Source organism: Polaribacter sp. BM10 (genome assembly GCF_002005425.1).
In the GTDB taxonomy this organism is placed as follows: Bacteria; Bacteroidota; Bacteroidia; order Flavobacteriales; family Flavobacteriaceae; genus Polaribacter; species Polaribacter marinaquae.
In genome coordinates this window covers 133,702-159,265 of sequence record NZ_CP019704.1, presented here as the reverse complement: position 1 = coordinate 159,265, position 25,564 = coordinate 133,702, and the positions used below count along the sequence as shown (strand labels likewise).

21 protein-coding genes are annotated in these 25,564 nt (G+C 29.0%); 14 read left to right on the top strand and 7 right to left on the bottom strand.

Annotated features, from left to right (window positions below):
- Nucleotides 1-43: 43 nt before the first annotated feature.
- Entirely contained in the window at nucleotides 44-898 is an 855-nt protein-coding gene (locus BXQ17_RS00685; RefSeq protein ID WP_077808774.1) for a PPK2 family polyphosphate kinase, read from the bottom strand.
- A gap of 165 nt (nucleotides 899-1,063) precedes the next feature.
- On the opposite strand from BXQ17_RS00685, the gene BXQ17_RS00680 reads away from it, so the two are divergent.
- The 13 genes from BXQ17_RS00680 to BXQ17_RS00620 all read left to right on the top strand — a co-directional run bounded on the left by BXQ17_RS00680 (nucleotide 1,064) and on the right by BXQ17_RS00620 (nucleotide 17,691).
- Nucleotides 1,064-1,852 (top strand): MBL fold metallo-hydrolase, encoded by a 789-nt coding sequence (locus tag BXQ17_RS00680; protein WP_077808773.1) that lies wholly within the window; start codon nucleotides 1,064-1,066, stop codon nucleotides 1,850-1,852.
- Nucleotides 1,853-1,868: 16 nt separating this feature from the next.
- Complete coding sequence (locus tag BXQ17_RS00675; RefSeq protein WP_077808772.1) at nucleotides 1,869-2,390, top strand: superoxide dismutase family protein; 522 nt, start codon at nucleotides 1,869-1,871, stop codon at nucleotides 2,388-2,390.
- A gap of 289 nt (nucleotides 2,391-2,679) precedes the next feature.
- Nucleotides 2,680-3,363 carry a tRNA (guanosine(37)-N1)-methyltransferase TrmD gene (gene trmD / locus BXQ17_RS00670; protein WP_077808771.1) on the top strand — a complete coding sequence of 228 codons (684 nt, stop codon included), beginning with the start codon at nucleotides 2,680-2,682 and terminating at the stop codon, nucleotides 3,361-3,363.
- A gap of 24 nt (nucleotides 3,364-3,387) precedes the next feature.
- The gene (locus BXQ17_RS00665) at nucleotides 3,388-4,860 is read left to right on the top strand and encodes a glycosyltransferase family 39 protein (protein ID WP_254712392.1); all 1,473 of its coding nucleotides are present in this window, start codon (nucleotides 3,388-3,390) and stop codon (nucleotides 4,858-4,860) included.
- A 118-nt stretch (nucleotides 4,861-4,978) separates the two neighbouring features.
- The gene (gene rplS, locus BXQ17_RS00660; RefSeq protein ID WP_077808769.1) at nucleotides 4,979-5,329 is read left to right on the top strand and encodes a 50S ribosomal protein L19; all 351 of its coding nucleotides are present in this window, start codon (nucleotides 4,979-4,981) and stop codon (nucleotides 5,327-5,329) included.
- A 324-nt stretch (nucleotides 5,330-5,653) separates the two neighbouring features.
- Entirely contained in the window at nucleotides 5,654-7,879 is a 2,226-nt protein-coding gene (locus BXQ17_RS00655; protein WP_077808768.1) for an NADP-dependent isocitrate dehydrogenase, read from the top strand.
- Between the two features lie 155 nt (nucleotides 7,880-8,034).
- The gene (locus BXQ17_RS00650; protein ID WP_077808767.1) at nucleotides 8,035-10,413 is read left to right on the top strand and encodes a TonB-dependent receptor; all 2,379 of its coding nucleotides are present in this window, start codon (nucleotides 8,035-8,037) and stop codon (nucleotides 10,411-10,413) included.
- Between the two features lie 4 nt (nucleotides 10,414-10,417).
- Nucleotides 10,418-11,248 (top strand): DUF4249 family protein, encoded by an 831-nt coding sequence (locus tag BXQ17_RS00645; protein WP_077808766.1) that lies wholly within the window; start codon nucleotides 10,418-10,420, stop codon nucleotides 11,246-11,248.
- Nucleotides 11,249-11,300: 52 nt separating this feature from the next.
- Nucleotides 11,301-12,113 carry an N-acetylmuramic acid 6-phosphate etherase gene (murQ, locus tag BXQ17_RS00640; RefSeq protein ID WP_077808765.1) on the top strand — a complete coding sequence of 271 codons (813 nt, stop codon included), beginning with the start codon at nucleotides 11,301-11,303 and terminating at the stop codon, nucleotides 12,111-12,113.
- Nucleotides 12,110-12,355 (top strand): DUF6095 family protein, encoded by a 246-nt coding sequence (locus BXQ17_RS00635; protein WP_077808764.1) that lies wholly within the window; start codon nucleotides 12,110-12,112, stop codon nucleotides 12,353-12,355. The genes murQ and BXQ17_RS00635 overlap by 4 nt, the downstream gene beginning before the upstream one ends.
- A gap of 2 nt (nucleotides 12,356-12,357) precedes the next feature.
- Complete coding sequence (locus BXQ17_RS00630; RefSeq protein ID WP_077808763.1) at nucleotides 12,358-13,365, top strand: DUF6695 family protein; 1,008 nt, start codon at nucleotides 12,358-12,360, stop codon at nucleotides 13,363-13,365.
- Nucleotides 13,366-13,465: 100 nt separating this feature from the next.
- Nucleotides 13,466-16,372, top strand: a complete 2,907-nt coding sequence (locus tag BXQ17_RS00625; RefSeq protein ID WP_077808762.1) for a PEP/pyruvate-binding domain-containing protein — start codon at nucleotides 13,466-13,468, stop codon at nucleotides 16,370-16,372.
- Nucleotides 16,372-17,691, top strand: a complete 1,320-nt coding sequence (locus BXQ17_RS00620; protein ID WP_077808761.1) for a serine hydrolase — start codon at nucleotides 16,372-16,374, stop codon at nucleotides 17,689-17,691. Before BXQ17_RS00625 ends, BXQ17_RS00620 begins: the two co-directional genes overlap by 1 nt.
- Here the strand turns inward: BXQ17_RS00620 and BXQ17_RS00615 are convergent.
- The 3 genes from BXQ17_RS00615 to BXQ17_RS00605 all read right to left on the bottom strand — a co-directional run bounded on the left by BXQ17_RS00615 (nucleotide 17,688) and on the right by BXQ17_RS00605 (nucleotide 22,010).
- On the bottom strand, nucleotides 17,688-20,507 hold the full coding sequence (locus BXQ17_RS00615) for an NTP/NDP exchange transporter (RefSeq protein ID WP_077808760.1): 2,820 nt from the start codon (nucleotides 20,505-20,507) through the stop codon (nucleotides 17,688-17,690). The genes BXQ17_RS00620 and BXQ17_RS00615 overlap by 4 nt on opposite strands.
- Nucleotides 20,508-20,529: 22 nt before the next feature.
- On the bottom strand, nucleotides 20,530-21,435 hold the full coding sequence (locus tag BXQ17_RS00610; protein ID WP_077808759.1) for a serine hydrolase: 906 nt from the start codon (nucleotides 21,433-21,435) through the stop codon (nucleotides 20,530-20,532).
- Nucleotides 21,436-21,527: 92 nt separating this feature from the next.
- A complete protein-coding gene (locus BXQ17_RS00605) occupies nucleotides 21,528-22,010 on the bottom strand; it encodes a DinB family protein (protein WP_077808758.1) in 483 nt (160 codons plus the stop codon).
- A 230-nt stretch (nucleotides 22,011-22,240) separates the two neighbouring features.
- Here BXQ17_RS00605 and BXQ17_RS00600 point away from each other — a divergent pair, with 230 nt between their 5' ends.
- Nucleotides 22,241-23,152: a hypothetical protein gene (locus tag BXQ17_RS00600; protein ID WP_077808757.1), complete on the top strand. Its 912-nt coding sequence runs from the start codon at nucleotides 22,241-22,243 to the stop codon at nucleotides 23,150-23,152.
- Between the two features lie 193 nt (nucleotides 23,153-23,345).
- Here the strand turns inward: BXQ17_RS00600 and BXQ17_RS14465 are convergent, their stop codons facing one another.
- The 3 genes from BXQ17_RS14465 to BXQ17_RS00590 all read right to left on the bottom strand — a co-directional run bounded on the left by BXQ17_RS14465 (nucleotide 23,346) and on the right by BXQ17_RS00590 (nucleotide 25,465).
- Nucleotides 23,346-23,522 carry a hypothetical protein gene (locus BXQ17_RS14465; protein WP_187661414.1) on the bottom strand — a complete coding sequence of 59 codons (177 nt, stop codon included), beginning with the start codon at nucleotides 23,520-23,522 and terminating at the stop codon, nucleotides 23,346-23,348.
- 6 nt (nucleotides 23,523-23,528) lie between these two features.
- Nucleotides 23,529-25,220 carry an energy-dependent translational throttle protein EttA gene (gene ettA, locus BXQ17_RS00595; RefSeq protein WP_077808756.1) on the bottom strand — a complete coding sequence of 564 codons (1,692 nt, stop codon included), beginning with the start codon at nucleotides 25,218-25,220 and terminating at the stop codon, nucleotides 23,529-23,531.
- Nucleotides 25,221-25,282: 62 nt separating this feature from the next.
- Nucleotides 25,283-25,465: a CAL67264 family membrane protein gene (locus BXQ17_RS00590; RefSeq protein WP_077808755.1), complete on the bottom strand. Its 183-nt coding sequence runs from the start codon at nucleotides 25,463-25,465 to the stop codon at nucleotides 25,283-25,285.
- Between the last annotated feature and the right edge of the window lie 99 nt (nucleotides 25,466-25,564).

Sequence of the window (25,564 nt, the reverse complement as noted above, 5' to 3'; positions counted from 1 at the left end):
AAAAGCAAAAAACTAAAACACAATATTTTAGTTTACCACTTATTTATTCGTTGTTTAATTGATTTTTAAATTCTTCGATTCTTGCGGTATCTTTTGCTGGCAATTCTGGTGCTTTAAAATCGTATTTATCTAATTCTTTTTTTAATATTTCTGCTAAAATATATCTAGCAGAAGGTTTATCATCTGCCGGAATTATAAACCAAGGTGCATTTTCTTTTGATGTTCTGTTTAATAAATCTTCATAACAAAACTGGTATTTATCCCACAATTTACGCTCTTTTAAATCTCCTGCAGAAAACTTCCAATTCTTTTCTGGTACATTCAATCTTCTTAACAATCTATTTTTTTGTTCTTCTTTAGATAGATTTAAAAAGAATTTAAGAACTATCGTTCCGTTTTTTGCTAAATGACTTTCAAACTCATTAATTCTATCCATTCTATCATGATAAAAAGCATCGTCTAAATCGTCTAAACTTTTTACGGTTGGTATATTTTCGCCGAAAACATATTCTGGATGCACTCTTGTTACCAAAACGTTTTCGTAATGTGTTCTATTAAAAACACCTATTTTACCTTTTGCAGGCAAAGCTATATAATGCCTCCACATAAAGTCGTGTTTTAACTCTAATTCTGTAGGCACTTTAAAACTATGCACTTCTACACCTCTTGCATTTACGTCTTTAAAAACCTCTCTAATTAAGCTATCTTTACCAGAAGTATCCATGCCTTGTAAGCAAATTAACACACTATATTTACCTTCGGCATACATAGCATCTTGCATTTTACTTATTTTTTTACGCAATTTTTTTAATGATTTTTCTGCGTCTTCTAGAACTTCTTTTGTATTAAAATCTTGTAATTTAATAGCACTAGAAACTCTATATTTTTCTGTTTTCATCTGATAAATATTAATTTTTAAAGATAAAAAAAATCTCTTTTTTATCGTGGTTTTTAAAAGATATTTAACAAAACATTAAAAAAGGTTTCAGAATTAAAAAAAGCTTAACAGAAAAGGAAATTTAAAGTTCTTATCTTTGATGAAATCGTAAAAAAACACTCTATAATGAAACTTAAAATAACGTACTTATTAATTGTAGCTTTTTCTATTTTTTCTTGTAAAAAAGAAGAAACTAAAAAACAAAGTGAAAAAACAGTTACATCAACAGAAAAAACAACCAATACTTCTGATTTAAAGATTACACCAATTTCGCATGCAACTGCTGTATTAACTTTTAAAGACGAAATTATTTACTTAGACCCAACTTTAGGTCAAGAGGCTTTTTCTGGTTTTAAAAAACCTACTTATGTTTTAATTACTGATATTCATGGTGATCACATGGATTTAAAAACACTAGAAGCTCTAGACCTATCATCAACAAAAATAATAGCACCAAAAGCGGTAGCAGAAAAAATTAAAGACATTAATGCAAAAGAAATTATTGTAATTAATAATAGTGAAACTAAAAGTTTTACAAATTTTAATGTAGAGGCAATTCCGATGTATAATTTAAGAGAAGAAGCTTTAAAATTTCACTCTAAAGGAAGAGGAAACGGCTATATTTTAACCATTAATAACGAAAGAATTTACTTTTCTGGAGACACAGAAGATATACCAGAAATGCGTAATCTAAAGAATATTGACAAAGCATTTATTTGCATGAATTTACCTTATACTATGACGGTAGAAAGTGCTGCAGATGCTGTTTTAGCTTTTAAACCAAAACAGATTTATCCATATCATTACAGAGGTACAGAAGGTTTAAGCGATGTTTCTAAATTTAAAGAAATCGTAAATAAAAACGATAATTCTATAGAAGTTGTGCAGCTAGATTGGTATCCGAATAGAAAATAATTAAAAAATATATTTTATGAAGTATTTAAAAAAAACATCATTATTTCTTTTAACAATTATAATTTTAAGCGCTTGTAGTTCAAATTCAAAAAAAGCAGTTGCAGTTATTAGCCCAAAAAGTGGTAGCGATATTTCTGGAACTGTAACTTTTATAGAACAAGATGGTATGGTTACAATGAAAGCAGAAGTTAAAGGCCTTTCTGAAGGAAATCATGCAATTCATATTCATAAAATTGCTGATTGTTCTTCGGATGATGGAAAATCTGCTGGCGGACACTGGAATCCGACCGAAAAAAATCATGGAAAATGGTTACAAGATCCTTTTCATATTGGTGATATTGGAAATTTAGTTGTTGATGAAACAGGCAAAGGTTCTATTGAAAGAAAAACAGATTTGTGGGCAGTTGGCGGCGAAAATGATTTAAAAAATGTGGTTGGTCATGCGATTATAATTCATCAAGGACCCGATGATTTTAGTTCTCAACCTTCTGGCGCAGCAGGTGCAAGAATTGGTTGTGGAGAAATTACTAGAAAGTAATATCTAAAATTATTGCCAAATCTTTTTACCAATAAATGGTAAAAACTAAAAAAACATCTATCATCTAAACAGTACTACTATTTTGATGATAGATGTTTTTATTATCAACCTTCTCTTTTCAACTTTTTTAAAGTTAACAAATTATTTGTCCTTATAAAATCCATAAAAAAGTTTTAAAAAAATAATAATTAAAGAGTTTGCAGAATCAAATAAATGGAAAGAAGTTTTAAAAAAATAGCCAATTAAAAAAAGTTATTTTATAATTCTTTAAAAAACTTACATTTGCAAAATGCGAATAGATATTATTTCAGTTGCTCCAGCCTTATTAGAAAGTCCGTTTAATCATTCTATAGTTAAACGCGCTAAAGAAAAAGGATTGGCAGAAATTATAATTCACGATTTACGCGAATACGGTTTAGGAAACTATAAACAAATAGACGACACACAATTTGGGGGTGGTGCAGGTATGGTTATGATGATAGAACCGATTGCAAACTGTATTAGAAAACTACAATCTGAAAGGAAATATGATGAAATAATTTATATGACTCCGGATGCCAAAACATTAAACCAAAGTACTGCAAACACACTTTCTTTAAAAGAAAACATCTTAATCTTAACAGGACATTATAAAGGTGTAGATCAAAGAATTCGAGATTTATTTATAACTAAAGAAATTTCTATTGGAGATTATGTGTTAACTGGAGGCGAATTAGCTGCTGCTGTGTTAGTTGATGCTGTGGTTCGATTAATTCCGGGAGTTATTGGTGATGAACAATCTGCACTTACAGACTCTTTTCAAGACAACTTATTATCTCCGCCAGTTTATACTAGACCTTCAGATTTTGAAGGAAATAAGGTTCCTGAAATTTTATTATCTGGTAATTTTCCAAAAATTGATGATTGGAGAACTGACAAAGCTTATGAAAGAACGCAAGAAATAAGACCAGATTTACTAGACGAAAATTCGTAAAAAAACATTTTAAATTTTATTTATTTGGAAACATTACTAAATTACATAAAGCAACACAAAGCAATTTCTTGGGTTTTAGGTTTTCAATTATTTAGAATTTTACTTTTACCATTTATGGGCTTAATGCCTCAAGATGCGTATTATTATTTATACGGACAAAATTTATCTTTATCTTATTTTGATCATCCAGGAATGATTGGATATATTTTAAGATTATTTACAGATATTTTTGGCACCTCTATTTTTGCAGTAAAATTTGCCGATTTTTTTATTACCTCTTTAACTATTCTTAGTTTTTATAAATTAGCTTCTTATTTTTTATCCAAACAAAAATTAGAACGAGCTTTTATATTATTAGCTTCTACCATATTTATATCTATTTTATCGTTTAACTCAACTCCAGATGTACCTTTATTATTATTTTGGACACTAAGTTTAATTAGCCTTTACAAAGCAATTTTCGAGAGTAAAAAATGGTATTGGATTTTTGCTGGTTTGGCAATGGGACTTGCATTTAACAGTAAATACACTGCAATTTTATTGCAATTTGGTTTGTTAGCATTTTTAATTTTCTCTAATAAATATAGAAAATTGTTACTATCACCGTGGTTGTGGTTTTCTTTAATAATTTCTATTGCAGTTACTTTTCCTGTTTGGTATTGGAATTATCAAAACGATTTCGCTTCGTTTGCTTTTCAATCATCAGAAAGAACAAGTTCTATAACAGAATTTAAAATTTCACCAAACTATTTCTTTGGTGCAATTGGCCATCAAATGTTTTTATTGCTGCCTGTTTTATTTCTAATTTTTATAACTTTTACTTTTAAATATGTAAAAAAAGCTGTTACAAAATTTAAAATTCCGCAAGCTAAAACATTGTTTTTATTAGCTTTTTTTATTCCAACTTTTTTAGGCTTCTTTTTATTAACACCTATATATTGGGTAAAGTTAAATTGGATGATGCCATCATACATCACCGGAGTAATTATTGCAGGAATGTTTATCAGTAAAAAATTACTAAAAATTCAGCTTATATTTTCTATTGTATTTCACTTGTTAGTTAGTTTACAAATTATCTTTTACCTAGTTCCTATTAAAAGTGATGACACCTGGGTTGGATGGAAAGAATTAGCAACAGAAACAGAAAAATTAAAAGAACAATATACAGACGCTTTTGTTTTTTCTAATGATAACTATAAAACTTCGGCAGCACTAAACTTTTTTATGGATGATAAAGTGTACGCCCAAAACATTATTGGTTTACCAGCTTTACATTTTGATTATTTAGGGGACAATTTAAATGATTTAAAAGGTAAAAACGCAATTTTTATAGATTCTGATAAGCGTTTTAAAGACAAAAATAAATTAGGTAAAATTGATAGTTTACTAACTAATAAATTTAAAAAGGTAACTGAACTAGAACCAATTATCATCAAAATAAACAATAAAGATAGTAGAAAATTCTGGATTTTCTATTGTACTGACTATCAACCTTAAAAATAGTTCACATTTAGTTTTTAGAACTAAAAAAAAGTACTACTTTTGCAACCGCTAAATTAACCTCTGACGAAAAAATCGTGAATGTTGTTTTACAAAACCAATTAAATTAAAAGATATGGAATCTTTAGTAAAATTTGTACAAGACGAATTTGTAACAAAAAAAGAATTTGCAGAATTTGCAGCAGGTGATACAATCACTGTTTATTATGAAATTAAAGAAGGTGAAAAAGTACGTACTCAGTTTTTTAGAGGTGTAGTTATTCAAAGAAGAGGTGTAGGAGCTTCTGAAACTTTTACTATCAGAAAAATGTCTGGTACTGTAGGTGTAGAAAGAATCTTTCCTGTAAACTTACCTTCTATTCAAAAAATTGAAGTTAATAAAAGAGGTAAAGTTCGTAGAGCTAGAATCTTTTACTTTAGAAGTCTTACTGGTAAAAAAGCTAGAATTACAGAAAAAAGAAGATAATTCTTCAATTTATAAAAATACTAAAAAGCACTGTTTATTACAGTGCTTTTTTTTGTTTTAAACTAATTTAAAACCTTCTAGATTAAAAGGCTGTCACCCAAAAATTAAACTCAATAAAGATGAACAAATAGTTAAATTTTGTTTAATTTTTCGAATAAAAACATATTCACATCAATACATGCTTTTTATTATCAATCCCCTATAAAAACAAGGTAATTAATAACAATTAAACAATTAGAATTTCACATTAAATTCATAAATTTGTTCCACTTTTTTTACGAAATCCATTTCGTATAAAGTTTAATTTCTAAAAAACAATTAAAAATGAGCAAAATAGCCAAAATTGTATATACAAAAACTGATGAAGCTCCTGCTTTAGCAACACGTTCTTTTTTACCAATAGTAAAAGCATTTACAAAATCTTCTAATATAGAAATTGAAGTAAAAGATATTTCTTTAGCTTCTAGAATTCTTGCTAACTTTTCTGATTATTTATCAGAAGAACACAGAGTAGAAGACGCTTTAGCATATTTAGGTAATTTGGCTAAAAAGCCAGAAGCTAATATTATTAAATTACCTAATATTAGTGCTTCTGTACCACAGTTAAAAGCTGCAATATCAGAATTACAAGATTTAGGCTATAGTTTACCAGATTACCCAGAAGATGTTACTACAGATGAAGATAAAGCTGTATTAGCTCTTTATAACAAGGTAAAAGGATCTGCAGTAAACCCTGTTTTAAGAGAAGGAAATTCTGACAGAAGAGCGCCAAAAGCTATTAAAAATTATGCACGTAAAAACCCACATTCTATGGGTGCTTGGGGTGCAGATTCTAAAACACATGTAGCTACAATGAGCGAAGGTGACTTTGCACATAACGAAAAATCTGTTACAATAAATAATGCTACAAACGTAACAATTACACACGTTGCAGATAACGGAACTAAGACTGTCCTAAAGGAAAATTTATCTTTAATTGATGGTGAAATTATAGATGCAACTGTAATGAGTAAAAAAGCATTGCTTTCTTTCTTAGATAAAGAATTTGCCGATGCTACAGCACAAGGCGTTTTACTTTCTTTACATATGAAAGCAACTATGATGAAGGTTTCTGACCCAATTATTTTTGGTCATGCTGTAAGAACTTATTTTAAAGAATTATTTGAAAAACATGCTGCTACTTTTGATGAAATTGGAGTTGATGTAAACAATGGTTTCGGTAACTTATTAAGTAACTTAGATGAAGTATCTGCAGAAAAGAAAGCAGAAATTTTAGCTGATATCGATGCTATTCTTGCTAAAAATGCAGATTTAGCAATGGTAAATTCTGATAAAGGAATTACTAATTTACACGTTCCTTCTGATGTAATTATTGACGCTTCTATGCCAGCAATGATTAGAACATCTGGAAGAATGTGGAATTCTAAAGGAGAATTACAAGATACAAAAGCAGTAATACCAGATAGTTCTTATGCAGGTATTTATGCTGCAACTATAGATTTCTGTAAAAAGAATGGTGCTTTCGATCCTACAACAATGGGAACAGTTCCTAACGTTGGTTTAATGGCTCAAAAAGCAGAAGAATATGGTTCTCATGATAAAACTTTTCAAATGTCTGCAGCTGGTAAAGTTGTAGTTACAGATGCTGATAACAACACTTTATTAGAGCACAACGTAGAAGAAGGAGATATCTGGAGAATGTGTCAAACAAAAGATTTACCAATTCAAGATTGGGTTAAGTTAGCTGTTACAAGAGCTAGAGCCTCTAAAACACCTGCTGTTTTTTGGTTAGATGCTAACAGAGCTCACGATGCAGAAATTATTAAAAAAGTAAATACATATTTACCAAATCATGATACTTCTGGCTTAGACATTAGAATCTTATCACCTATAGAAGCTACAGAATTCACTTTAGAGAGAATTGTAAAAGGAGAAGACACAATTTCTGTTTCTGGTAACGTATTAAGAGATTATTTAACAGATTTATTTCCTATTTTAGAAGTTGGTACATCAGCAAAAATGCTTTCTATAGTTCCGTTAATGAATGGTGGTGGATTGTTTGAAACTGGTGCCGGAGGTTCTGCCCCAAAACATGTACAACAATTTATAGAAGAAAACCATCTACGTTGGGATTCTTTAGGGGAATTTTTAGCATTAGCAGTTTCTTTAGAGCATTTAGGTACTGTAAACAACAATGCAAAAGCAATTGTATTATCAGAAACTTTAGATGATGCAACAGATAAATTTTTAGATAACGATAAATCTCCATCAAGAAAAGTTGGCGAATTAGACAACAGAGGTAGTCATTTTTATTTAGCAATGTATTGGGCTGAAGGATTGGCTAATCAAGATAAAGATGCAGATTTAAAAGCTACGTTTACCAAAATCGCAAACGATTTAAAAGAAAATGAAGCTAAAATTGTATCAGAATTAAATGAAATTCAAGGTAGCGCTAACAATATTGGTGGTTATTATCAACCTACAGATAGTTTAGCAGATGCTGCTATGAGACCAAATACCTTACTAAATTCTATTTTAGCAAGTATTTAATCTTTAAAATTATTAGTATTATAAAATCCGGTGTTTTACACCGGATTTTATTTTTTACACAAATACGATTCTTATTCTAAATTTTTAACGTTCTATTAAAATTAAGAATTGTACTTTTGTTTAATTAATTATTACGGCAATTAAACAAAACAAAAATGCTACGTAAAAAACAACTATTTGTTTTCTTTCTCTTTATTGGTTTGTCAATTTTAGGACAAGAAAAAATTACACTTAGCGGTACTGTTTATGACAATACTAATAACGAAACCTTGATTGGAGTTTCAATTTATTTCCCTGAATTAAACGCAGGTACAACAACCAACGAATACGGATTTTATTCAATTACAATTCCACAAGGAAACTACAAAATTCAATTAAGTTACTTAGGTTACGCTACGCTTTTAGAAACCATTAATTTATCAGAAAAAACTACAAAAAACTTTAAACTTCTTGAAGCTACAGAAAGTCTTAATGAAATAGTAATTGAAAGTAATATTGAAAAACTTAATTTAAAAACACCACAAATGAGTGTTAATAAATTAACTTCTTCTACCATAAAACAAATTCCGGTTGTTTTAGGAGAAGCAGATATTATTAAATCTCTAATTCTTTTACCAGGTGTTACAAGTGCTGGTGAAGGAGCTTCTGGATTTAATGTTAGAGGTGGTGCTGCAGATCAAAATTTAATTTTGTTAGACGAAGCAATTGTTTTTAACTCGTCTCATTTATTTGGTTTTTTCTCGGTTTTTAATCCTGATGTAATTAAAGATGTTCGATTATATAAAGGTGGTATTCCTGCAAAATATGGCGGAAGACTTTCATCTGTTTTAGACATTTATCAGAAAGAAGGAAATAGTAAAGATTTTAAAGTTACTGGTGGAGTTGGTTTGGTTTCTTCCAGATTACTTATCGAAGGTCCTTTAGAAAAAGAAAAAAGTTCTTTTTTAATTGGTGGGAGATCTTCTTATGCTCATATTTTTTTACCTCTTTTTGATAATGACAATAAAGCCTACTTTTACGATGTAAACACAAAAATAAACTACCGATTTAACGATAAAAACAATTTATTTTTATCTACTTATTTTGGTAAAGATGTCTTCGGATTAAGTGATAATTTTGTAAACGATTATGGAAATACTGTGGTAAACTTACGTTGGAATCATTTATTTACAGACAAATTATTTTCTAACCTATCTTTAATTTATTCTGATTATTTCTACGGATTGATTCTTGACTTTGTCGGTTTCGAATGGGATTCTGGCATTACAAACTTCAACCTTAAATACGATTTTAATCATTATGTAAGTGAAAAAGTAAAATTAAGTTACGGTATTAATAATATCTACATCAAATTTAATCCCGGAGAAATAATTCCGAATAGAGAAGATTCAGGTATTGTTGCAGAAAAATTAATTGACAAATATGCAAATGAATTTGCAGCTTATATTGATGCTGAACATAAAATTAATGATAATTTTAGACTACAATATGGTGTTAGATTTAGCAATTTTACTCGATTAGGGCAAGATGAGTTAAACACCTATGCAAATGACCAAGCAGTTGTATATAATTCTGAATTTAAAAAATACGAATCTGCAGAAGTAACTGGCATAGAAAACTATAAAAGAAGCGATGTACTTGCAAGTTTTAACAATTTAGAACCAAGAGTTTCTATGTCTTACATTTTAGATGATAATTCTTCTATAAAAGCGAGTTACAATAGAATGGTTCAATATCTGCACTTGCTTTCTAACACCTCTTCCCCTACTCCGTTAGATGTTTGGACACCAAGTGGTACCTTTGTAAAACCACAGCAATTAAATCAATATGCTGTTGGTTATTTTAAATCTTTTAATGAAGGAAAATACACATTAGAAACAGAAACTTTTTACAAAGATATTAGCAATAGAATCGATTATATAAATGGCGCAAATTTAATTGCGAATAACGAAATTGAAACCATTATTTTAAATGGTAAAGCTAGAGCTTACGGATTAGAAATGTTGTTCAAAAAAAATGAAGGAAAATTTCAAGGATGGCTTTCTTACACACTTTCTAAATCAGAACAATTAACTGCAGGTAGAACTGCTGAAGAACCAGGTATTAACAACGGAGAATGGTACAGCACACCATACGACAAAACACATGATTTTTCTGTAAATGCTAGCTACAAATTAAATGATAAATGGAAATTCAATTCTAATTTTGTATTTCAAACAGGTCAACCAACAAATTATCCGGTTGGGCAATACGAATACCAAGGTTTAAACGTGCCAATTTATGATGATAATAGACGAAACTCAGACAGATTGCCAAACTACCATCGTTTAGATATTTCTGCAACTTTAAATCCAGAAAAAAATAAAAACAGAAAATGGCAAGGAGAATGGGTTTTTGGTATTTATAATGTTTACGGAAGACAAAATGCGGCTTCTTTAGCTTTTACACAAAACCAAGAGACTTTTAGAAACGAAGCTGTACAAACATCAATATTTGGTTTAGTGCCATCTGTAACTTACAATTTTAAATTTTAATAAGATGAAAAAGATATTTTTTTACGTAACGTTAATTGTCTTACTATTTTCTAATTGTGAAAAAGTTATAGACGTCGATGTACCAACCATAAGTCCTAAATTAATAATAGACGCATCTTTCGAAGTCTATTTTGATGAAAGCCCAATTACCGCAAAAACTATTGTAAAATTAAGAGAAACTGCAGATTATTTCGAAGAAACGATTCCTACAGTTACAAATGCAACTGTTTTTTTAACAAATTTATCAGATAATTCTGTTATTAATTTTTCTGATACAAATGCTACAGGAAATTACGAACCGATAACCGATTTTTTACCAGAAGATAATATAGAATATGAGTTAACGGTTATTTACAACAATGAAACTTTTAAAGGAAAAGCCACTAAAGTAAAATCTACGCCATTTATTAGTGTAGAGCAAGGTGATGAAACTTTATTTACTGGGAACGAAACTGAATTAAAAGTTTCTTTTGAAGACGACGGAAATACCGAAAATTTTTACGTGTTAGATTATACAAACAATATATTTTTAACGCTAGATGACAGATTTTTTAACGGAGCGGTTTATAATTTTTCTTCTTTTTATCAAGAAGATGAAATAGAATTACCTGCAACTGTTACCATCAAATTATCTGGTATTTCAAAAAGTTATTACACATATTTCGAAATTTTAACAAGTCAAGCAGGTGGTAATGATGGTGGCCCTTTTCAAACAGCACCAACAGCTTTATTAGGTAATATTATCAATACTACTAATGATGATAATTATCCTTTAGGTTATTTTCATATTTCTGAAACTGATACTTTTGAAATTAGTTTGGTAGAAAAAAACTAAAACTTCAATTAAATCATCATTCAAGAATACAAAAAATCTGTATTTTTGAATGATGACATTTATAAAAACTACAGAACAAGACTCGAATTACAATCATCTAGAAAAGATGTCTGTAAAAGAAGTATTAAAAAATATCAATAAAGAAGATAAAACAGTACCATTAGCTGTAGAAAAATCTTTACCTCAAATAGAGCAATTAACAAACAGTATTGTTAGTAGTTTAAAAAAAGGTGGAAGACTATTTTATTTAGGAGCTGGTACTTCTGGTAGATTGGGTGTTGTAGATGCCTCTGAATGTCCGCCAACTTTTGGTGTTTCTTTTGATTTAGTGGTTGGCATTATAGCTGGCGGAGATGTTGCCATTAGAAAAGCAGTTGAATTTGCAGAAGATTCTAAATTACAAGGTTGGCAAGATTTACAAGAACATAAAATAACAAATAAAGATATTGTAGTTGGTATTGCTGCATCTGGTACAACGCCTTATGTAATAGCTGCTTTAGAAAAATGTAACGATAATAATATTGCTACAGGTTGTATAACCTGCAATAAAAATAGTCCGTTAGCGAAGGTTTCAAACTTTCCTGTAGAAGTTGTTGTAGGTTCTGAGTTTGTAACTGGAAGTTCTAGAATGAAAGCTGGAACTGCACAAAAATTAGTTTTAAATATGCTATCTACAACTACAATGATTCAGTTAGGAAAAGTCAAGGGAAATAAAATGGTAGACATGCAACTTTCTAATAATAAATTGGTAGAAAGAGGTCAAAAAATGTTAGCATCAGAATTAAATATCGACTTACAAAAAGCAGCTGCATTATTAGAAGAATTTGGTAATGTTAGAAATGCAATAAAAAATTATACGAAATGAGCACAGATGTAAACTTATTAGGCAAAGGTTTAAAACATATCGGAATCTTAATTTTACTTTTTATTGTTTCTCCTATTGTCTTAACAATGGCTTTTAAAGCTTTAAAAAAGTTTGAAGATACTTCGCAAGAATATCTTTCGTATATCTTAATTGTTGTTGCAGTTATTTTAATAGTATTTACATTGTACTTTGCTTTTAAAACGTTTCAAATATTATTAAAAGCAATATTTAATAATTCTTAACAATGCAGCATTCAGACGGAATAATCATTATTCTTTCGTATCCAGATACGGTTGTGAGACCTGCTTATTGGGAAACTTTAAGTAATTTTTGGCCCAAAATTGGTATTGGTAGTAAACACGCTGTACAAGCTGGTCATGCGGCTTTATTGTTATTAGAAAAAGGTAATAAAACAATAAAATATTTCGATTTTGGCAGATACATTACAACGTATGGTAATGGTCGTGTTCGATCTGAAGAAACAGATCCAGAGTTAAAAGTTACAATAAATGCTGAGTTTAAAAATGACAAATTAACAAACTTAGAAGAAATTTTACTTTGGATAGAAAATAATCCTGAAAAAACTCATGGAGATGGCAGATTGGTTGCTAGCGTTCATGATGAAATAGACTTTAATAAAGCACATAGCTTTATTAAAAGTTTACTTAATGCAAAAGAAATTCCTTACGGTGCTTTTTTAAAAAACGGTACAAATTGCGCAAGGTTTGTAACCGATACTATTATAGCTTCTACAAATAATAAAAAGATTGGTAAGCTGTTAAAAAAATCTAATCTACTTACTCCTAGCCCAATAGGCAATGTTATTAAAGCCAATACAAACAATGCTATTTATTGTATTTATAAACAAGAAATTAAAACTTATCTAAATAGATCTATTTTAAAAGAATACAAAGCTTCTTTTTTTAAAAAATTTAATGGCGAACCTAATTTAAAAGGAACTGAAAAACCGAATTTAGAGGTTTTTAACCTGCAAAACGGAACTTGGTTAGGCGGAATAGGAAGCGGCGCTTGGTTTAGAATTGAAGAAAAAAAAGATGATCAAACTTATAAAATAGCCAGGTATGACGCTAAAGGAAACAAAGATTTTGAAAACTTCTTTTTATTAAATGAGCCTAACTTTAATCACCTAGAAAATTATAACTTTATTCACCCAACAAATTGTAAAGAAGTTTATATTCAACAAAATAACATCAAATTCACTTTCAAAAAGACTATTTTAAAAGCAAATTAAACGATTTTTAACTCAATCAATTTTTTTGTTGCTCTATTCAAGTTTTAAAATATTTTATTACATTTTAAAAATCTAGATTTGTTATATCAAACAACAAATCATGAAAACAAAACTACTACTCTCTTTTGCTTTTGCATTATTATTTGGAACTACAAATTATGCACAACAAAAATCTAATAATGATATAAAAAAACTAATATCTTCTTACAAAAAGGATATTCGAGGACCTTATTACCGCATAAAATGGTATTGTAAAGATGGTTCTGTTAGAGATTCTAAAGATCCTTGTCCAGATTCTATTGGTGGCGGTATTCAGCATGCGTCTTTTAAAGAGTCTGCGTTAGACTTAAGAAAAACAAATCACTTATTTTTTGGAGAAATCTTAGCTAGCTTAAACAATCAAGATTTTTTAGATTCAGAAAATAATTATAGTAGATTAAAACAATATCAATTAGGTAAATATCTTGCAAGTATAGATGATGGTTGGGTTCTTAAAAAAGGACAATACTACAGAGGCTCTGTACAATCTGAAGATGAAGAAGCTTGGGGAAAACAGTTTTTTGAAACTATTTTAAAGGACGATAGTTTAGTTAACAATAATTACTATTTGGTAAGGCAAGCTTTAAAAGATATACCGCACAATGGCGATTCTAATATTGCCCAACAAATGCGCAGCGAATCTAAAGTTCTGGCAGAAGAAATACCAGAATTTATGGATATCAGAATTAAAATTCATGGCAATCCAGAAAAAACAGATATTTATTTGGTTGAAAGTTTTATCAAAAAAAATACTTCTAAAATAAATTCAAAAGAGAAGAAAATTTTTGACAAACTTTTACAAACTATGCAAGAGTTTTACGCTCCTTTAAATTATAAAACTATTGCTAACGAAATTTCTAAAATAAAAGATAAAAATAACGTTTTAAGTAGTTTAAATGATTTTTTAAATGAAGACAAATCTAATTTAAGTGCAAAAGATATTGTTATAAAAATTACAGAAAATTTAGACTTTTTAAGATATAATATTACGCTATTTAATAATAGTAAGGATCGTTTGGCACTTTTAGATTTAACTAATCAATTAGAAAAAATTTTATTAATCGAAACTCAAAAGTGGCAACCCGTTACTTTAGAAGAAACTATCTTAAAAACACAAACTTTAACATGCGCTTCTTACGCTACAGGTTTAATTGAAGCCTGGGAATTCGATTTGATAAAACCAATATATGTAACAACATTACTAAATGATAAGATAACGTTAAAAGACTTAAATTCTTTGGTAACTAGTGCGAGAAGAATTGTAGAATGGAGTACATCTTTAGTAAAAGCAAATTATCAAGAAACGGTAAATAAATATGCAGATTTTGAATCTTTTGCTTACGGTTTTATTGATGATAGAATTCGAAATTCGGTTACTCTTAATCTAGGGGAAACGGTAAGCAAACTAAATACTTTTGCTTCAGATATTTCTAATGTTAACAATAACGTTATGAATATTAGCAACCAAGGTGCAATTAGAGGTTTAAATCCTGGTTATGCGTTTGGTAAGTTAATTGTTGTTGATGGTAATCCAGAAAATATAGAAGTGAACACAAACAATATTTATATTTTTCAAAAACCACCTTCAGATTTAAAACCTGTTGCTGGTATTATGACGGTTTCTGAAGGAAACTTAGTTTCTCACGTGCAATTATTAGCAAGAAATCTAGGAATACCAAATGCCGCTTTGTCTAGTGATAATTTAAAATCATTAGAAAAATATGCGAATAAAAATGTTTTTTACGCTGTTTCTAATAAAGGCAATGTTATTTTAAAATTAGAAAACGACATGTCGGATGAAGAACAAAAGCTATTCCACAAAAAAGAAAGAACTAAAAATATGATTACGGTACCAACCGATAAATTAAGGTTAGATGTATCTAAAATTATAAATATGAAAGATGTTAAAGCATCTGATTCTGGTATTCTTTGCGGTCCAAAAGCTGCAAATTTGGGTGAATTAAAAAACCTATTTCCAAATAAAGTGGTTGACGGAATTATTATTCCTTTCGGAGTTTTTAAATCACATATGAATAAAGAAATGCCATCAAAAAATAAAACTTATTGGCAATTTTTAAATGAAACTTTTAATAAGGCTACTCAATTAAAAAAAGAAAATGTTAGTGAAGATGAAATCGAAAAATTTGTATTAGCATCTTTAAAAGAATTACATACAGCTATTTTAAATATAGATTTAGACGCTTCTTTTATAAAAGATTTAAAAAGTAATTTTTCATCAGTTTTTGGAGATAATTTAGGTAATGTTCCTGTTTTTTTAAGAAGTGATACTAATATGGAAGATTTAAAAGAATTTACAGGAGCAGGTTTAAACTTAACGTTGTTCAATATTTTAAACGAAGAGAAAATTATAAATGGAATAAAGCAAGTTTGGGCTTCTGCATATTCTGAAAGAAGTTTTAAATGGCGTCAGAAATATTTATTAAATCCAGAAAATGTGTATCCATCAATATTAATTATACCAAGCGTAGATGTAGATTATTCTGGTGTAATGATTACCAAAGGGATAAATGAAGGTGCTGAAAATGATTTAACCGTTGCTTTTAGCAGAGGCGCTGGTGGTGCTGTAGATGGGCAATCTGCAGAAACAAGATTAATTACAGATAATAGCAGTTTTTTATTAAGTCCGGCAAGACAACCAGATTATATTAGACTTCCTGCAACCGGAAACACTAAAAAGTATTATACCACTTTTAACAAACCTATTTTAAATTACAATAATATTAACGAAATAAGAGAATTAGCATCAGAAATAAGAGAGAAAATAGGGAAACAAAATGACGATAATCATGCTTATGATGTAGAATTTGGTTTTAAAGATGATAAACTTTGGTTGTTTCAAATAAGGCCATTTGTAGAAAATAAACAGGCAAAAAGCTCTGATTACTTAAACGCAATTTCACCTAAAACTGACAGTAACAAGGAAATTAAATTAAAAGAAAAAATATAATGATTAAAGGAAAACACTTATTAATAGCCATTTTAGTTTTTGCATCATTTGGTTTTATCAAATACCCGATTGATGGTTTTGAAAGCACAGGAATTGCAAGATTATATCAACTTAGAAAATTTCAATTAGATAGCGTAAGATATACAAGAATACCTGCAGGAGCTTATAAAAAATTAGCAGATATAAAACTAAATTTAACCAAAAGAAAAAAAGATAGTGTAAATGATTTATTAATTTCTGATAAAGATTTTGAAAGAAAATTAAAGAGAATTATTCCTTCTGGCGCTTACTCTATGACTGCTTTAGACATGAGTAATCCTGATAATTTAAAATATGCAGAACATAGAGAAAATGTAGGTTATCAACCAGGTAGTGTAGGTAAAATTGCTGTTTTATTGGCTGTTTTTGATCAACTACAAAAACTGTGTCCAGATTCTTTTAACGACAGAGCAAATTACTTAAAAAACATAAAAGTTACTGCTAGATATTGGGGAACAGGAGATCATCATACCATACCAATTTATGATATCGAAAAAGATAAATTAACAAAAAGACGTGTAATTGCTAGTGATGAGTTTTCTCTATATGAATGGTTAGATCATATGGTTTCTGTAAGTAATAATGGTGCAGCGAGCGTTATGTATAGAGAGGCAATGTTAATGGCTGCATTTGGTCAAGATTATTTCTTTTTAGATGCTGAAAAAGCAGAAAACTATTTTAAAGAAACACCTAGAGATTCTTTAACAAACTTAGCGCATTCAGTAGTAAATCAACCTTTAAGAAAATTAGGAATCACCGAAAATGAATGGAAATTAGGCGGAATGTTTACAAGACCTGCCGGAAAATATGTAGGTCGAAAAGGCGGAAGTATTGGTACACCAAAAGGGTTAATGAAATTTTTATTACAATTAGAACAAGGTAATGTTGTTGATGAGGCTTCTAGTTTAGAAATGAAAAGACTTTTATACTTAACGGATAGAAGAATTAGATACGCAAAATCACCACGGTTAGATAGTGCTGCCGTCTATTTTAAATCTGGTAGTTATTATAAATGTGACAGAGAAAAAAATCCTGATTGTAAAAGTTATGCCGGTAATGTTTTTAATTATATGAACTCTGTTATTATTGTTGAACATCCTAACGGTATAAAATACATTGTTTGTTTGATGTCTAATGTTTTAAACAAAAATTCTGCCGGAGCACACATGTATCTTGCTAGTAAAATTGACGATATTATAGATGAAGCAAACCCAACGGTAAAACCAATTATTAAAGAAGAAGAATATAAAATTGATTCTGAAGAAGAAGAAAATAATTAATTGTTATTTGAGATAAAAAGATGATATGTTTTAGTTGCTAAAGCTTTAACATCTACATTTTTAAATTGTTTTAAGGGAAGCAAAACAGAAATTAAGTTCTTGTTGTTAGATATTTGAACATATTTAATAACAAGAATTTTTAATTTAAAATTACCCATTCTAATAATCCTTCTAAGAGCTTTTCTTTCTTTTATTGGGTTTAAATTTATAATAGTAGCTTTATAATTAGCATCATCAACTACATAATACTCTATAATTGGCAAGACCATCGTTTTAATTTTACTTTGTAAAATATTGTCTAAAAACTCTAACGAATTAATTTTGGCTTCTTTTATTTCACTCTGAATTCCGACATAAGTCATCTTTATATCTTCGTCATTATACATCAAACTTAGAAGGTTAAATATTGCTTTTAAGTTGTTATCTAATAGTATTTCTAATTCTGAAATTAAATTATTTCTAACTACATTTAATTCTGTTATTCTTTCTTCGGATAAAGAACTTTCTAAGTTTATTAAATTTTCTATCGAAGTAATAATTTCTAATGTATTTTTATAGTAATTACTTTCTCTTAAAATTTGATTTTTAACAACACGGTTGCTTACAGATAAGTTTTTATTTTTCTTTAAAACTTTAACCAAAGAATTAGAGGCATATAATCTTGTCACTGCATTTCGGCTTCTTAGTAAACGCAATAAGATTTTTACAGATTTTTCATTTTTAAAAGACTCTACAATTCTAGGTAAATGTTTTTTTATAGAGGGTTTTAAAATTCCTTTTTTATCGAGTTTAAAAAGGTAATCGATAATTTTAGGTCCGTAATTTTTAAGCGCTTTTACAGCCCTTTTACGATATTTCTTTTTTAGTAATAGATTTAATAAATCGTCAATAAAAATTTCATCCGAAGTTATACCTGCAGAAATAGTTGCAAACTTAGCAATATAAGGATTACTGTTTTTTAAGTGCTTGCTAATTAAGTGATAATTACTCGTCATTCTTGCATACGCAATGCTCATTAATAAACCAGCTAAAACTTCTTGTCTATCAGATAAATTACCATTATTTAAAGCAACTACTTTTTCATCTAACCTACCTAAAACATTGTATTTTAAACCTAGTTTTGCATTGTTATAGCTTTGTTTAGCTAAAGAATGTAATGCTCCGTTTGCGATATACTCATTAGAATGATTTAAATATTTATTAAAAAATGATGTATCAGAAATTGGCGAATGAGCTAAAATATAATCCAAAGCAATGTACACCAATAAATCATCTTTTTCATAAACAAGAACTTCTACTTTATCTAGAATATTAACACTATCAAAAGCATATAAATATTCTATTGCTTTTGTCTTTATTTTATTTGAAGGATGTTCTAAAAGCCTAATTATTGCCTGATTAAAATTGGTTTGCTTATAATCTTTTAATCGATTTAAAGCACTTAAAATAGCTTCTTCATTTCCGCTAGAAAGAATTTGCTTAAAATCGGCAATTGTATTTGTGCGCTTTTTACTTTTTACATTTTCTAATGTAAGCGTTTTCTGAATATTCTCTTTAAAAGATGTAAAGTAAGCTTCTCTTAGCTTGTAGATAAACAAGATCCACACAAACGTAAAAAAGAGAATAATTACAGTAATGTATGTTGTATCTAAGTTTAATCTTTTAATTAGAAAAATTAATAAAAACCCAGCAAAACCAGTTGCTATACTATCGATTACAACATCTATATAAGACTTTGCCTGATTTTTAATTTGAATAGGAATTGGCATAATGGACAATTCTACTGCAGCTTTATTAACAGATTGTTTAGCGCTACCATCAATACCTTTTATGATGATTAAAACCCATAATTCTGGAAAGGTTAAAAACAATAAACTACCAAATGCAATAGTTAATGGTAAAATTAACAAGGTTGTAGAAACCCCCAATCTTGTTAAGACTTTATTGGTTAAAAATAACTGAATTACCAATGCAATTACATTAAATGTTGAAAACCAAAAACCAAAAAATGCAGCCAAATCATCAGAATCTGGTAATGCTTTTTGAGCAAAATCACTAAATTGAAAATCTACTAATTTTGCTACTACTACTCCAATTCCTGTAATTAAAGCAATATATGTTAAGTGCTTTGAATTTTTAATTAACTTTAAAGAAGAACTTTCTAAGTTTTCTTGATCTGCAATTACTTGTTTTCTTTTAAACGTATTTAGAAACTTAATTTTTAAATTGTAAACTTTCTTTAAAATAGGAATACACAATAAAATTAAAGCAGCTGCCATAAAAATTGCGACTTCATTACCAAAACTAGTTGCAATAATACTTGTTAAATATCCGCCGAATATACCTCCAGAAATTGCACCCGCTCCTATAAATCCAAAGTTTCTTTTTGCTTCTCTTGCATTAAAAACCATGTTTGCAAATAACCAAAACTGAGAAGTAGCAACTACAGCAAACAAAGAAATAAATGTATAATAAAAGTACAGTAACCAATTGCTAATAACTGCAAACTTAATTATTAAACCTAAAGCTATAAAGGCAATACTAAATATTATTAATGAGATTACGGTTACTTTTACCAAAGAAAAATATCTAATGGCCCTGTTGTAAAAATAGGAAGTTAAAACTGCCACACTTGCCACTAAAAGATATCCTAAAGGCAAACTATCTGCACCTAATTTAGAAACAAAAAGTGCATTTACTGTTGGTTTAACTATTAATAAAGTAGTTATTATTATAAAAATATATAAGAACATAAAAAAAGAGATGCTTATTTCGTCATCTCTTAATCCAAATGTTTTTGATATAATTTTTTTCACGATTTAATTGCCTTTTAATAGACTATAAAGAACGTGTTTTTTTTAATACTTTTTCTAATGGCCTCACTAAATTTCTAATTATTTGTTCACCATAATCGTTATCAATTAAGGCAACGATAATATATTTTCTTTCTGGACCCCAAACTAAGGCAGAATCAGAATGGTAATTTCTCCAAGAACCCGATTTTCTATAAATAGTTGCTTTTGGTGCAATTTTATCTAAAGTGTTTACAAATTTATGATGCAACTTTGGGTCTTTCATAATTTCTAACATTTCTGTAGAACGTTCTGTACTAATTAAATTGCCTAAAGCCAATTGATAATAAAAGCTACAAACTTGCCTTGTAGTTGCTGCATGACTTAAACCTTTTAAAGGATCTGGATTTCTTTTACCAGAAGCTGCATATCTTTTTCCTACCCATAAACCTCCACCAACTTTTTCATCGTATAATTTATTTTTAGGAGCTCTTAATACCTGTTCAATTTTTTTATAACCAAGTCTATCAATCATTCTTGTAGAAGCCTGATTATTCGATTTACTAATCATTAATCGTAAATCTTTTTTAATTTCATCAGTATACTCTAATTCTTTATTTTCAATAGCATCCATAGCCGCCAAAAGAATGGCTATTTTAGGTAAACTTGCCGCATACATCATAAAATTATCATTCATACCAGCATATCTATAATTTGTTGCATCACTCAAATCTACAATACCAATAGACATTTGTTTACCTGCAATTAATCGTTTCCATTTTTTATTGGAATTAATCTCATTAACCAAAATTGTTTTTAACTGCGGATCTTCTATTTGAGCAATAGGATCGATCTCTGAAACATGGCTTATCGGTAAGCTTTGTCCGTAAACAATAGTAGATAATAATATTGTAAGTGTTAATAAATGATTCTTAATTTTCTGTAAATACATATTTTAATTATTTTATTAATAACTATCTATATAATACAACATATATACCATCTTACAAGCTATAGATGTTAATGTTATCTAAAAATACAAAATTAACGCTTTACTGTACTTGGATTAAAACCAAAATCTGCAACAGGCAATTCGATACCTAATTGATAAATAAGATAACCTATACTTGCATAATGGTGTGTGGTATGACTTTGTGCTTGCATTAAAGCAGCTGCAACTGTATAATTAGCAGTTTCATTTCCTAAACCTACATTATCACAAATTTTAACGCTTTTATTAAAATCTTCCGTAGAAATCTCATTCAATCTTTTTATAACAGTATTAAAATACTCTAGTCCAACGCTAGTTTCATTCTCTGCACACTCATTTCTTTCTCTTACAGAAAGGTCTATATAACCATCTTCTAAGCCATTAAAAATACAAGAGTAAACGTCTAAAATATGTCTCATATGACAACCAATACTTGAGTGATACGGTCCTACGGATTTATTTCTGTATTGATCATCAGAAATATTTTTTAATAATTGTACTCCTCTTTGTAAATTCTGCTCGATGGCTTCAATCATAAATTTTTTTTGTTATCAGTCGTAAAAAGTTTTTCTAATTTACAAGATATTTACGACTTTTTAAAATTCATAATAAACTAAAAAACAACGTATTAGGTAAATTATTTTATACAAAACAACCATTTTACAATCATATCTATAATTTTTTGGCACGCTCTTTGAAAATAGTTAAACCAAATGCGGATGTCGAAAAGCAATTAGAGTAGACAAAACCCTTAAAACCATATATTATGAAAAAAGGTGTACTTATTTTATTAGGATTGTTCATGATGGTTTCTACTGTTGAAGCCAAAAACGGCAACTATTTACCAAACAACATTAGGGTTAATTACTCTTATAATGAAGCTGTAAACTTTACAGAAAGAGGAATTGATTTTTTTATTTTTACAAACGGAGATTTCGATTTTGATACAAATTATAACAACACATATTACGATTATAATGGCGTTAGAACAAGAACTACAGGCGTAACTATTAAAAGAGATTTTAGAGGACGAATTAGACGCGTAGGTAATGTTTTTATTAATTATGATTATAGAGGAAACGTATCTAGAGTTGGTAATGTCTTTATGAGGTATTATAGAAACAGACTTACCAATGTTGGTAACCTTACTGTAAAATATAATAGATTCGGAGAACCAATTTTTTACGGTAATGTAAAAGACAACTATTATTTTGACAACGGAGTTCGAATAAATCTAAATATAGGAAGCATTTATAATTATAATGATGCTTATTTCTTTAAGAGAGACTTTAGAAGAAACTTTACAAAGTTTAGAGAAGATAGCAGATATTATTACTATAGATCTAACAAAAATAGTAAAGGAAAAAGAAACAATATTATAAGACGTAGAAAACCTGTTACTAAAAAAGCGACAAATACCAATAGACGTCATATAACTTATAGAAAGGCAAATACTACTAGAAACAATAACACTTCTAGAAATAGCAATACCAATAGAAATGAAAATACTAGAACAACTAGAAATACAAAATCTAATAGAAACAATTCTATAACAACTAGAAAAAATAATACAGTTGATACAAGAAGAAAAGTCGAAACTAAAAAACCAGTTGTAAGAAAAAGAACAACTAAAAATAAAAAGGAAAATAAAGTAACTTCTAGAAGAAGAAATAATTAAAAACAGGTGTTTATACCTGTTTACAAAAACAGAGATTATTTTACATTTATAAAATCAATTTATGATTTCAAAAATGCTTAATGATTGATGAATTGTGATAGGAGAAGTAGAAGTTAAAAGTCCCATTTTTTACTAAAAAAAAATGGGACTTTTTAATTATATTTATATTATTTGTGATGTTGAGATTTTGTTTCTAAAAACCAAAACCACTATCAAAACAAGTACCTGGTACAGGCTCATCTATACAAGTTTGCCCTCCGTTACCATCACTATAACATCTTTCTCGAGTCTCACAATCATTTTCTTCTTCACAAGAGTAAAAAGATACCAATAACAATAAAACAGTTATTTTAAAGATATATTTTTTCATAACTTATTATCGTATTAACTTTTTGTATTTAATACGTTTTGGCATTAAATCTCCACCTAAACGCTTTTTCTTATTCTCTTCGTAATCAGAGAAAGAACCTTCAAAGAAATACACTTCACTGTTACCTTCAAAAGCTAAAATATGTGTACAAATTCTATCTAAAAACCATCTATCGTGGCTAATTACAACCGCACAACCAGCAAAGTTTTCTAAACCTTCTTCTAAAGCTCTTAAAGTATTTACATCTAAGTCGTTTGTTGGTTCATCTAAAAGTAAAACATTTCCTTCTTCTTTAAGTGTCATGGCCAAATGCAATCTGTTTCTTTCTCCACCAGATAGTGTAGAAACTTTTTTGTTTTGCTCGCTTCCAGAGAAATTAAAACGACTTAAATAAGCACGAGAATTCACTTGCTTACCACCCATCATAACTAAATCTTGTCCATCAGAAAAATTTTCCCAAATTGTTTTATCAGGATTTATATCTGAATGTGCTTGATCTACATATGCAATTTTAGCTGTTTCACCTACTTTAAAACTACCGTTATCTGGGTTTTCTTCTCCCATAATCATTTTAAAGATAGTTGTTTTACCAGCACCGTTTGGCCCAATAATACCAACAATACCTGCTTGCGGAAGGTTAAATTCTAGGTTTTCATATAAAATTTTATCATCAAAAGCTTTAGAAACTCCAGTAGCTTCAATAACATTGGTACCTAATCTTGGTCCGTTTGGTATAAAGATCTCAAGTTTTTCGTCTACCTGTTTTTGGTCTTGACTCATTAACTTGTCATAATTTTTTAAACGCGCTTTTTGCTTTGTTTGTCTACCTTTAGCGCCTTGTTTTACCCATTCTAACTCTCGTTCTAATGTTTTTTGACGTTTAGAAGCTGTTTTGCTTTCTTGTGCCATTCTATTAGACTTTTGATCTAACCAAGAAGAGTAATTTCCTTTCCAAGGAATTCCTTCTCCTCTATCCAATTCTAAAATCCACCCGGCAACATTATCTAAGAAATATCTATCGTGTGTTACAGCAATTACGGTTCCTTTATATTGTGCTAAATGATGCTCTAACCAATGTACAGATTCTGCATCTAAATGGTTTGTTGGCTCATCTAACAATAAAATTTCTGGTTCTTGTAATAAAAGTCTACATAAAGCAACTCTTCTTTTTTCTCCACCAGAAAGTACACTTATTTTCTTATCAGAATCTGGCGTTCTTAATGCATCCATAGCAATTTCTAACTTGGTATCTAATTCCCAAGCATTGGCTGCATCAATTTTATCTTGTAACTCGGCTTGTTGCGCCATTAACTTTTCCATCTTATCGGCATCAGAATATACTTCTTCTAAGCCAAACATGTCGTTAATTTTGTTATACTCATCTAAAATTGCAACTGTTTCTGCAACACCTTCTTTTACAACTTCTAAAACAGTTTTTTCTGGATCTAATTGTGGTTCTTGCTCTAAATAGCCTACTTTATAACCTGGCGAAAAAGTAACATCACCTTGAAAGTTTTTTTCTACACCTGCAATAATTTTTAACAAAGTAGATTTACCAGAGCCGTTTAAACCAAGAATACCAATTTTGGCTCCGTAGAAAAAACTTAAATATATATCTTTTAAAACTTGCTTTCCTGTAGATTGATAGGTTTTAGAAACCTTATTCATCGAAAAGATAACTTTCTTATCGTCGCTCATTTTTATTATTTTATAAAATTTATTTTTGAAAAATTTGCTACTAAACTTAGTAGACTTAAAAACTATACTCTTCCTTTTAGGGCATTAAAAACCCAAGCAATCGCAAAAAAACCTACACCTACAGAGGCAAAACCATAACCTGCAACATCATCATATCTAAAAGCACCTAAAGCAATTAAACCCAAACCTACAAGTATCATTATAAATGTTGCCCACGCAAGCACTGTATTCTTATTCATTCCCATAATTTGTAAATCGTTATTTATGGCGCAAATATCGTTAATTTATTTCGTTTCTAAAACTTGTTAAAAATGTATAAATTAAGATAAATTGTATCAATAGAA

Excerpts from the sequence above, each read along its gene's own strand:
- BXQ17_RS00685 (WP_077808774.1), bottom strand. The coding sequence starts at position 898 with ATGAAAACAGAAAAATATAGAGTTTCTAGTGCTATTAAATTACAAGAT.
- BXQ17_RS00680 (WP_077808773.1), top strand. The coding sequence starts at position 1,064 with ATGAAACTTAAAATAACGTACTTATTAATTGTAGCTTTTTCTATTTTT.
- BXQ17_RS00675 (WP_077808772.1), top strand. The coding sequence starts at position 1,869 with ATGAAGTATTTAAAAAAAACATCATTATTTCTTTTAACAATTATAATT.
- trmD (WP_077808771.1), top strand. The coding sequence starts at position 2,680 with ATGCGAATAGATATTATTTCAGTTGCTCCAGCCTTATTAGAAAGTCCG.
- rplS (WP_077808769.1), top strand. The coding sequence starts at position 4,979 with ATGGAATCTTTAGTAAAATTTGTACAAGACGAATTTGTAACAAAAAAA.
- BXQ17_RS00655 (WP_077808768.1), top strand. The coding sequence starts at position 5,654 with ATGAGCAAAATAGCCAAAATTGTATATACAAAAACTGATGAAGCTCCT.
- BXQ17_RS00650 (WP_077808767.1), top strand. The coding sequence starts at position 8,035 with ATGCTACGTAAAAAACAACTATTTGTTTTCTTTCTCTTTATTGGTTTG.
- BXQ17_RS00645 (WP_077808766.1), top strand. The coding sequence starts at position 10,418 with ATGAAAAAGATATTTTTTTACGTAACGTTAATTGTCTTACTATTTTCT.
- murQ (WP_077808765.1), top strand. The coding sequence starts at position 11,301 with ATGACATTTATAAAAACTACAGAACAAGACTCGAATTACAATCATCTA.
- BXQ17_RS00635 (WP_077808764.1), top strand. The coding sequence starts at position 12,110 with ATGAGCACAGATGTAAACTTATTAGGCAAAGGTTTAAAACATATCGGA.
- BXQ17_RS00630 (WP_077808763.1), top strand. The coding sequence starts at position 12,358 with ATGCAGCATTCAGACGGAATAATCATTATTCTTTCGTATCCAGATACG.
- BXQ17_RS00625 (WP_077808762.1), top strand. The coding sequence starts at position 13,466 with ATGAAAACAAAACTACTACTCTCTTTTGCTTTTGCATTATTATTTGGA.
- BXQ17_RS00620 (WP_077808761.1), top strand. The coding sequence starts at position 16,372 with ATGATTAAAGGAAAACACTTATTAATAGCCATTTTAGTTTTTGCATCA.
- BXQ17_RS00610 (WP_077808759.1), bottom strand. The coding sequence starts at position 21,435 with ATGTATTTACAGAAAATTAAGAATCATTTATTAACACTTACAATATTA.
- BXQ17_RS00605 (WP_077808758.1), bottom strand. The coding sequence starts at position 22,010 with ATGATTGAAGCCATCGAGCAGAATTTACAAAGAGGAGTACAATTATTA.
- BXQ17_RS00600 (WP_077808757.1), top strand. The coding sequence starts at position 22,241 with ATGAAAAAAGGTGTACTTATTTTATTAGGATTGTTCATGATGGTTTCT.
- BXQ17_RS14465 (WP_187661414.1), bottom strand. The coding sequence starts at position 23,522 with ATGAAAAAATATATCTTTAAAATAACTGTTTTATTGTTATTGGTATCT.
- ettA (WP_077808756.1), bottom strand. The coding sequence starts at position 25,220 with ATGAGCGACGATAAGAAAGTTATCTTTTCGATGAATAAGGTTTCTAAA.
- BXQ17_RS00590 (WP_077808755.1), bottom strand. The coding sequence starts at position 25,465 with ATGGGAATGAATAAGAATACAGTGCTTGCGTGGGCAACATTTATAATG.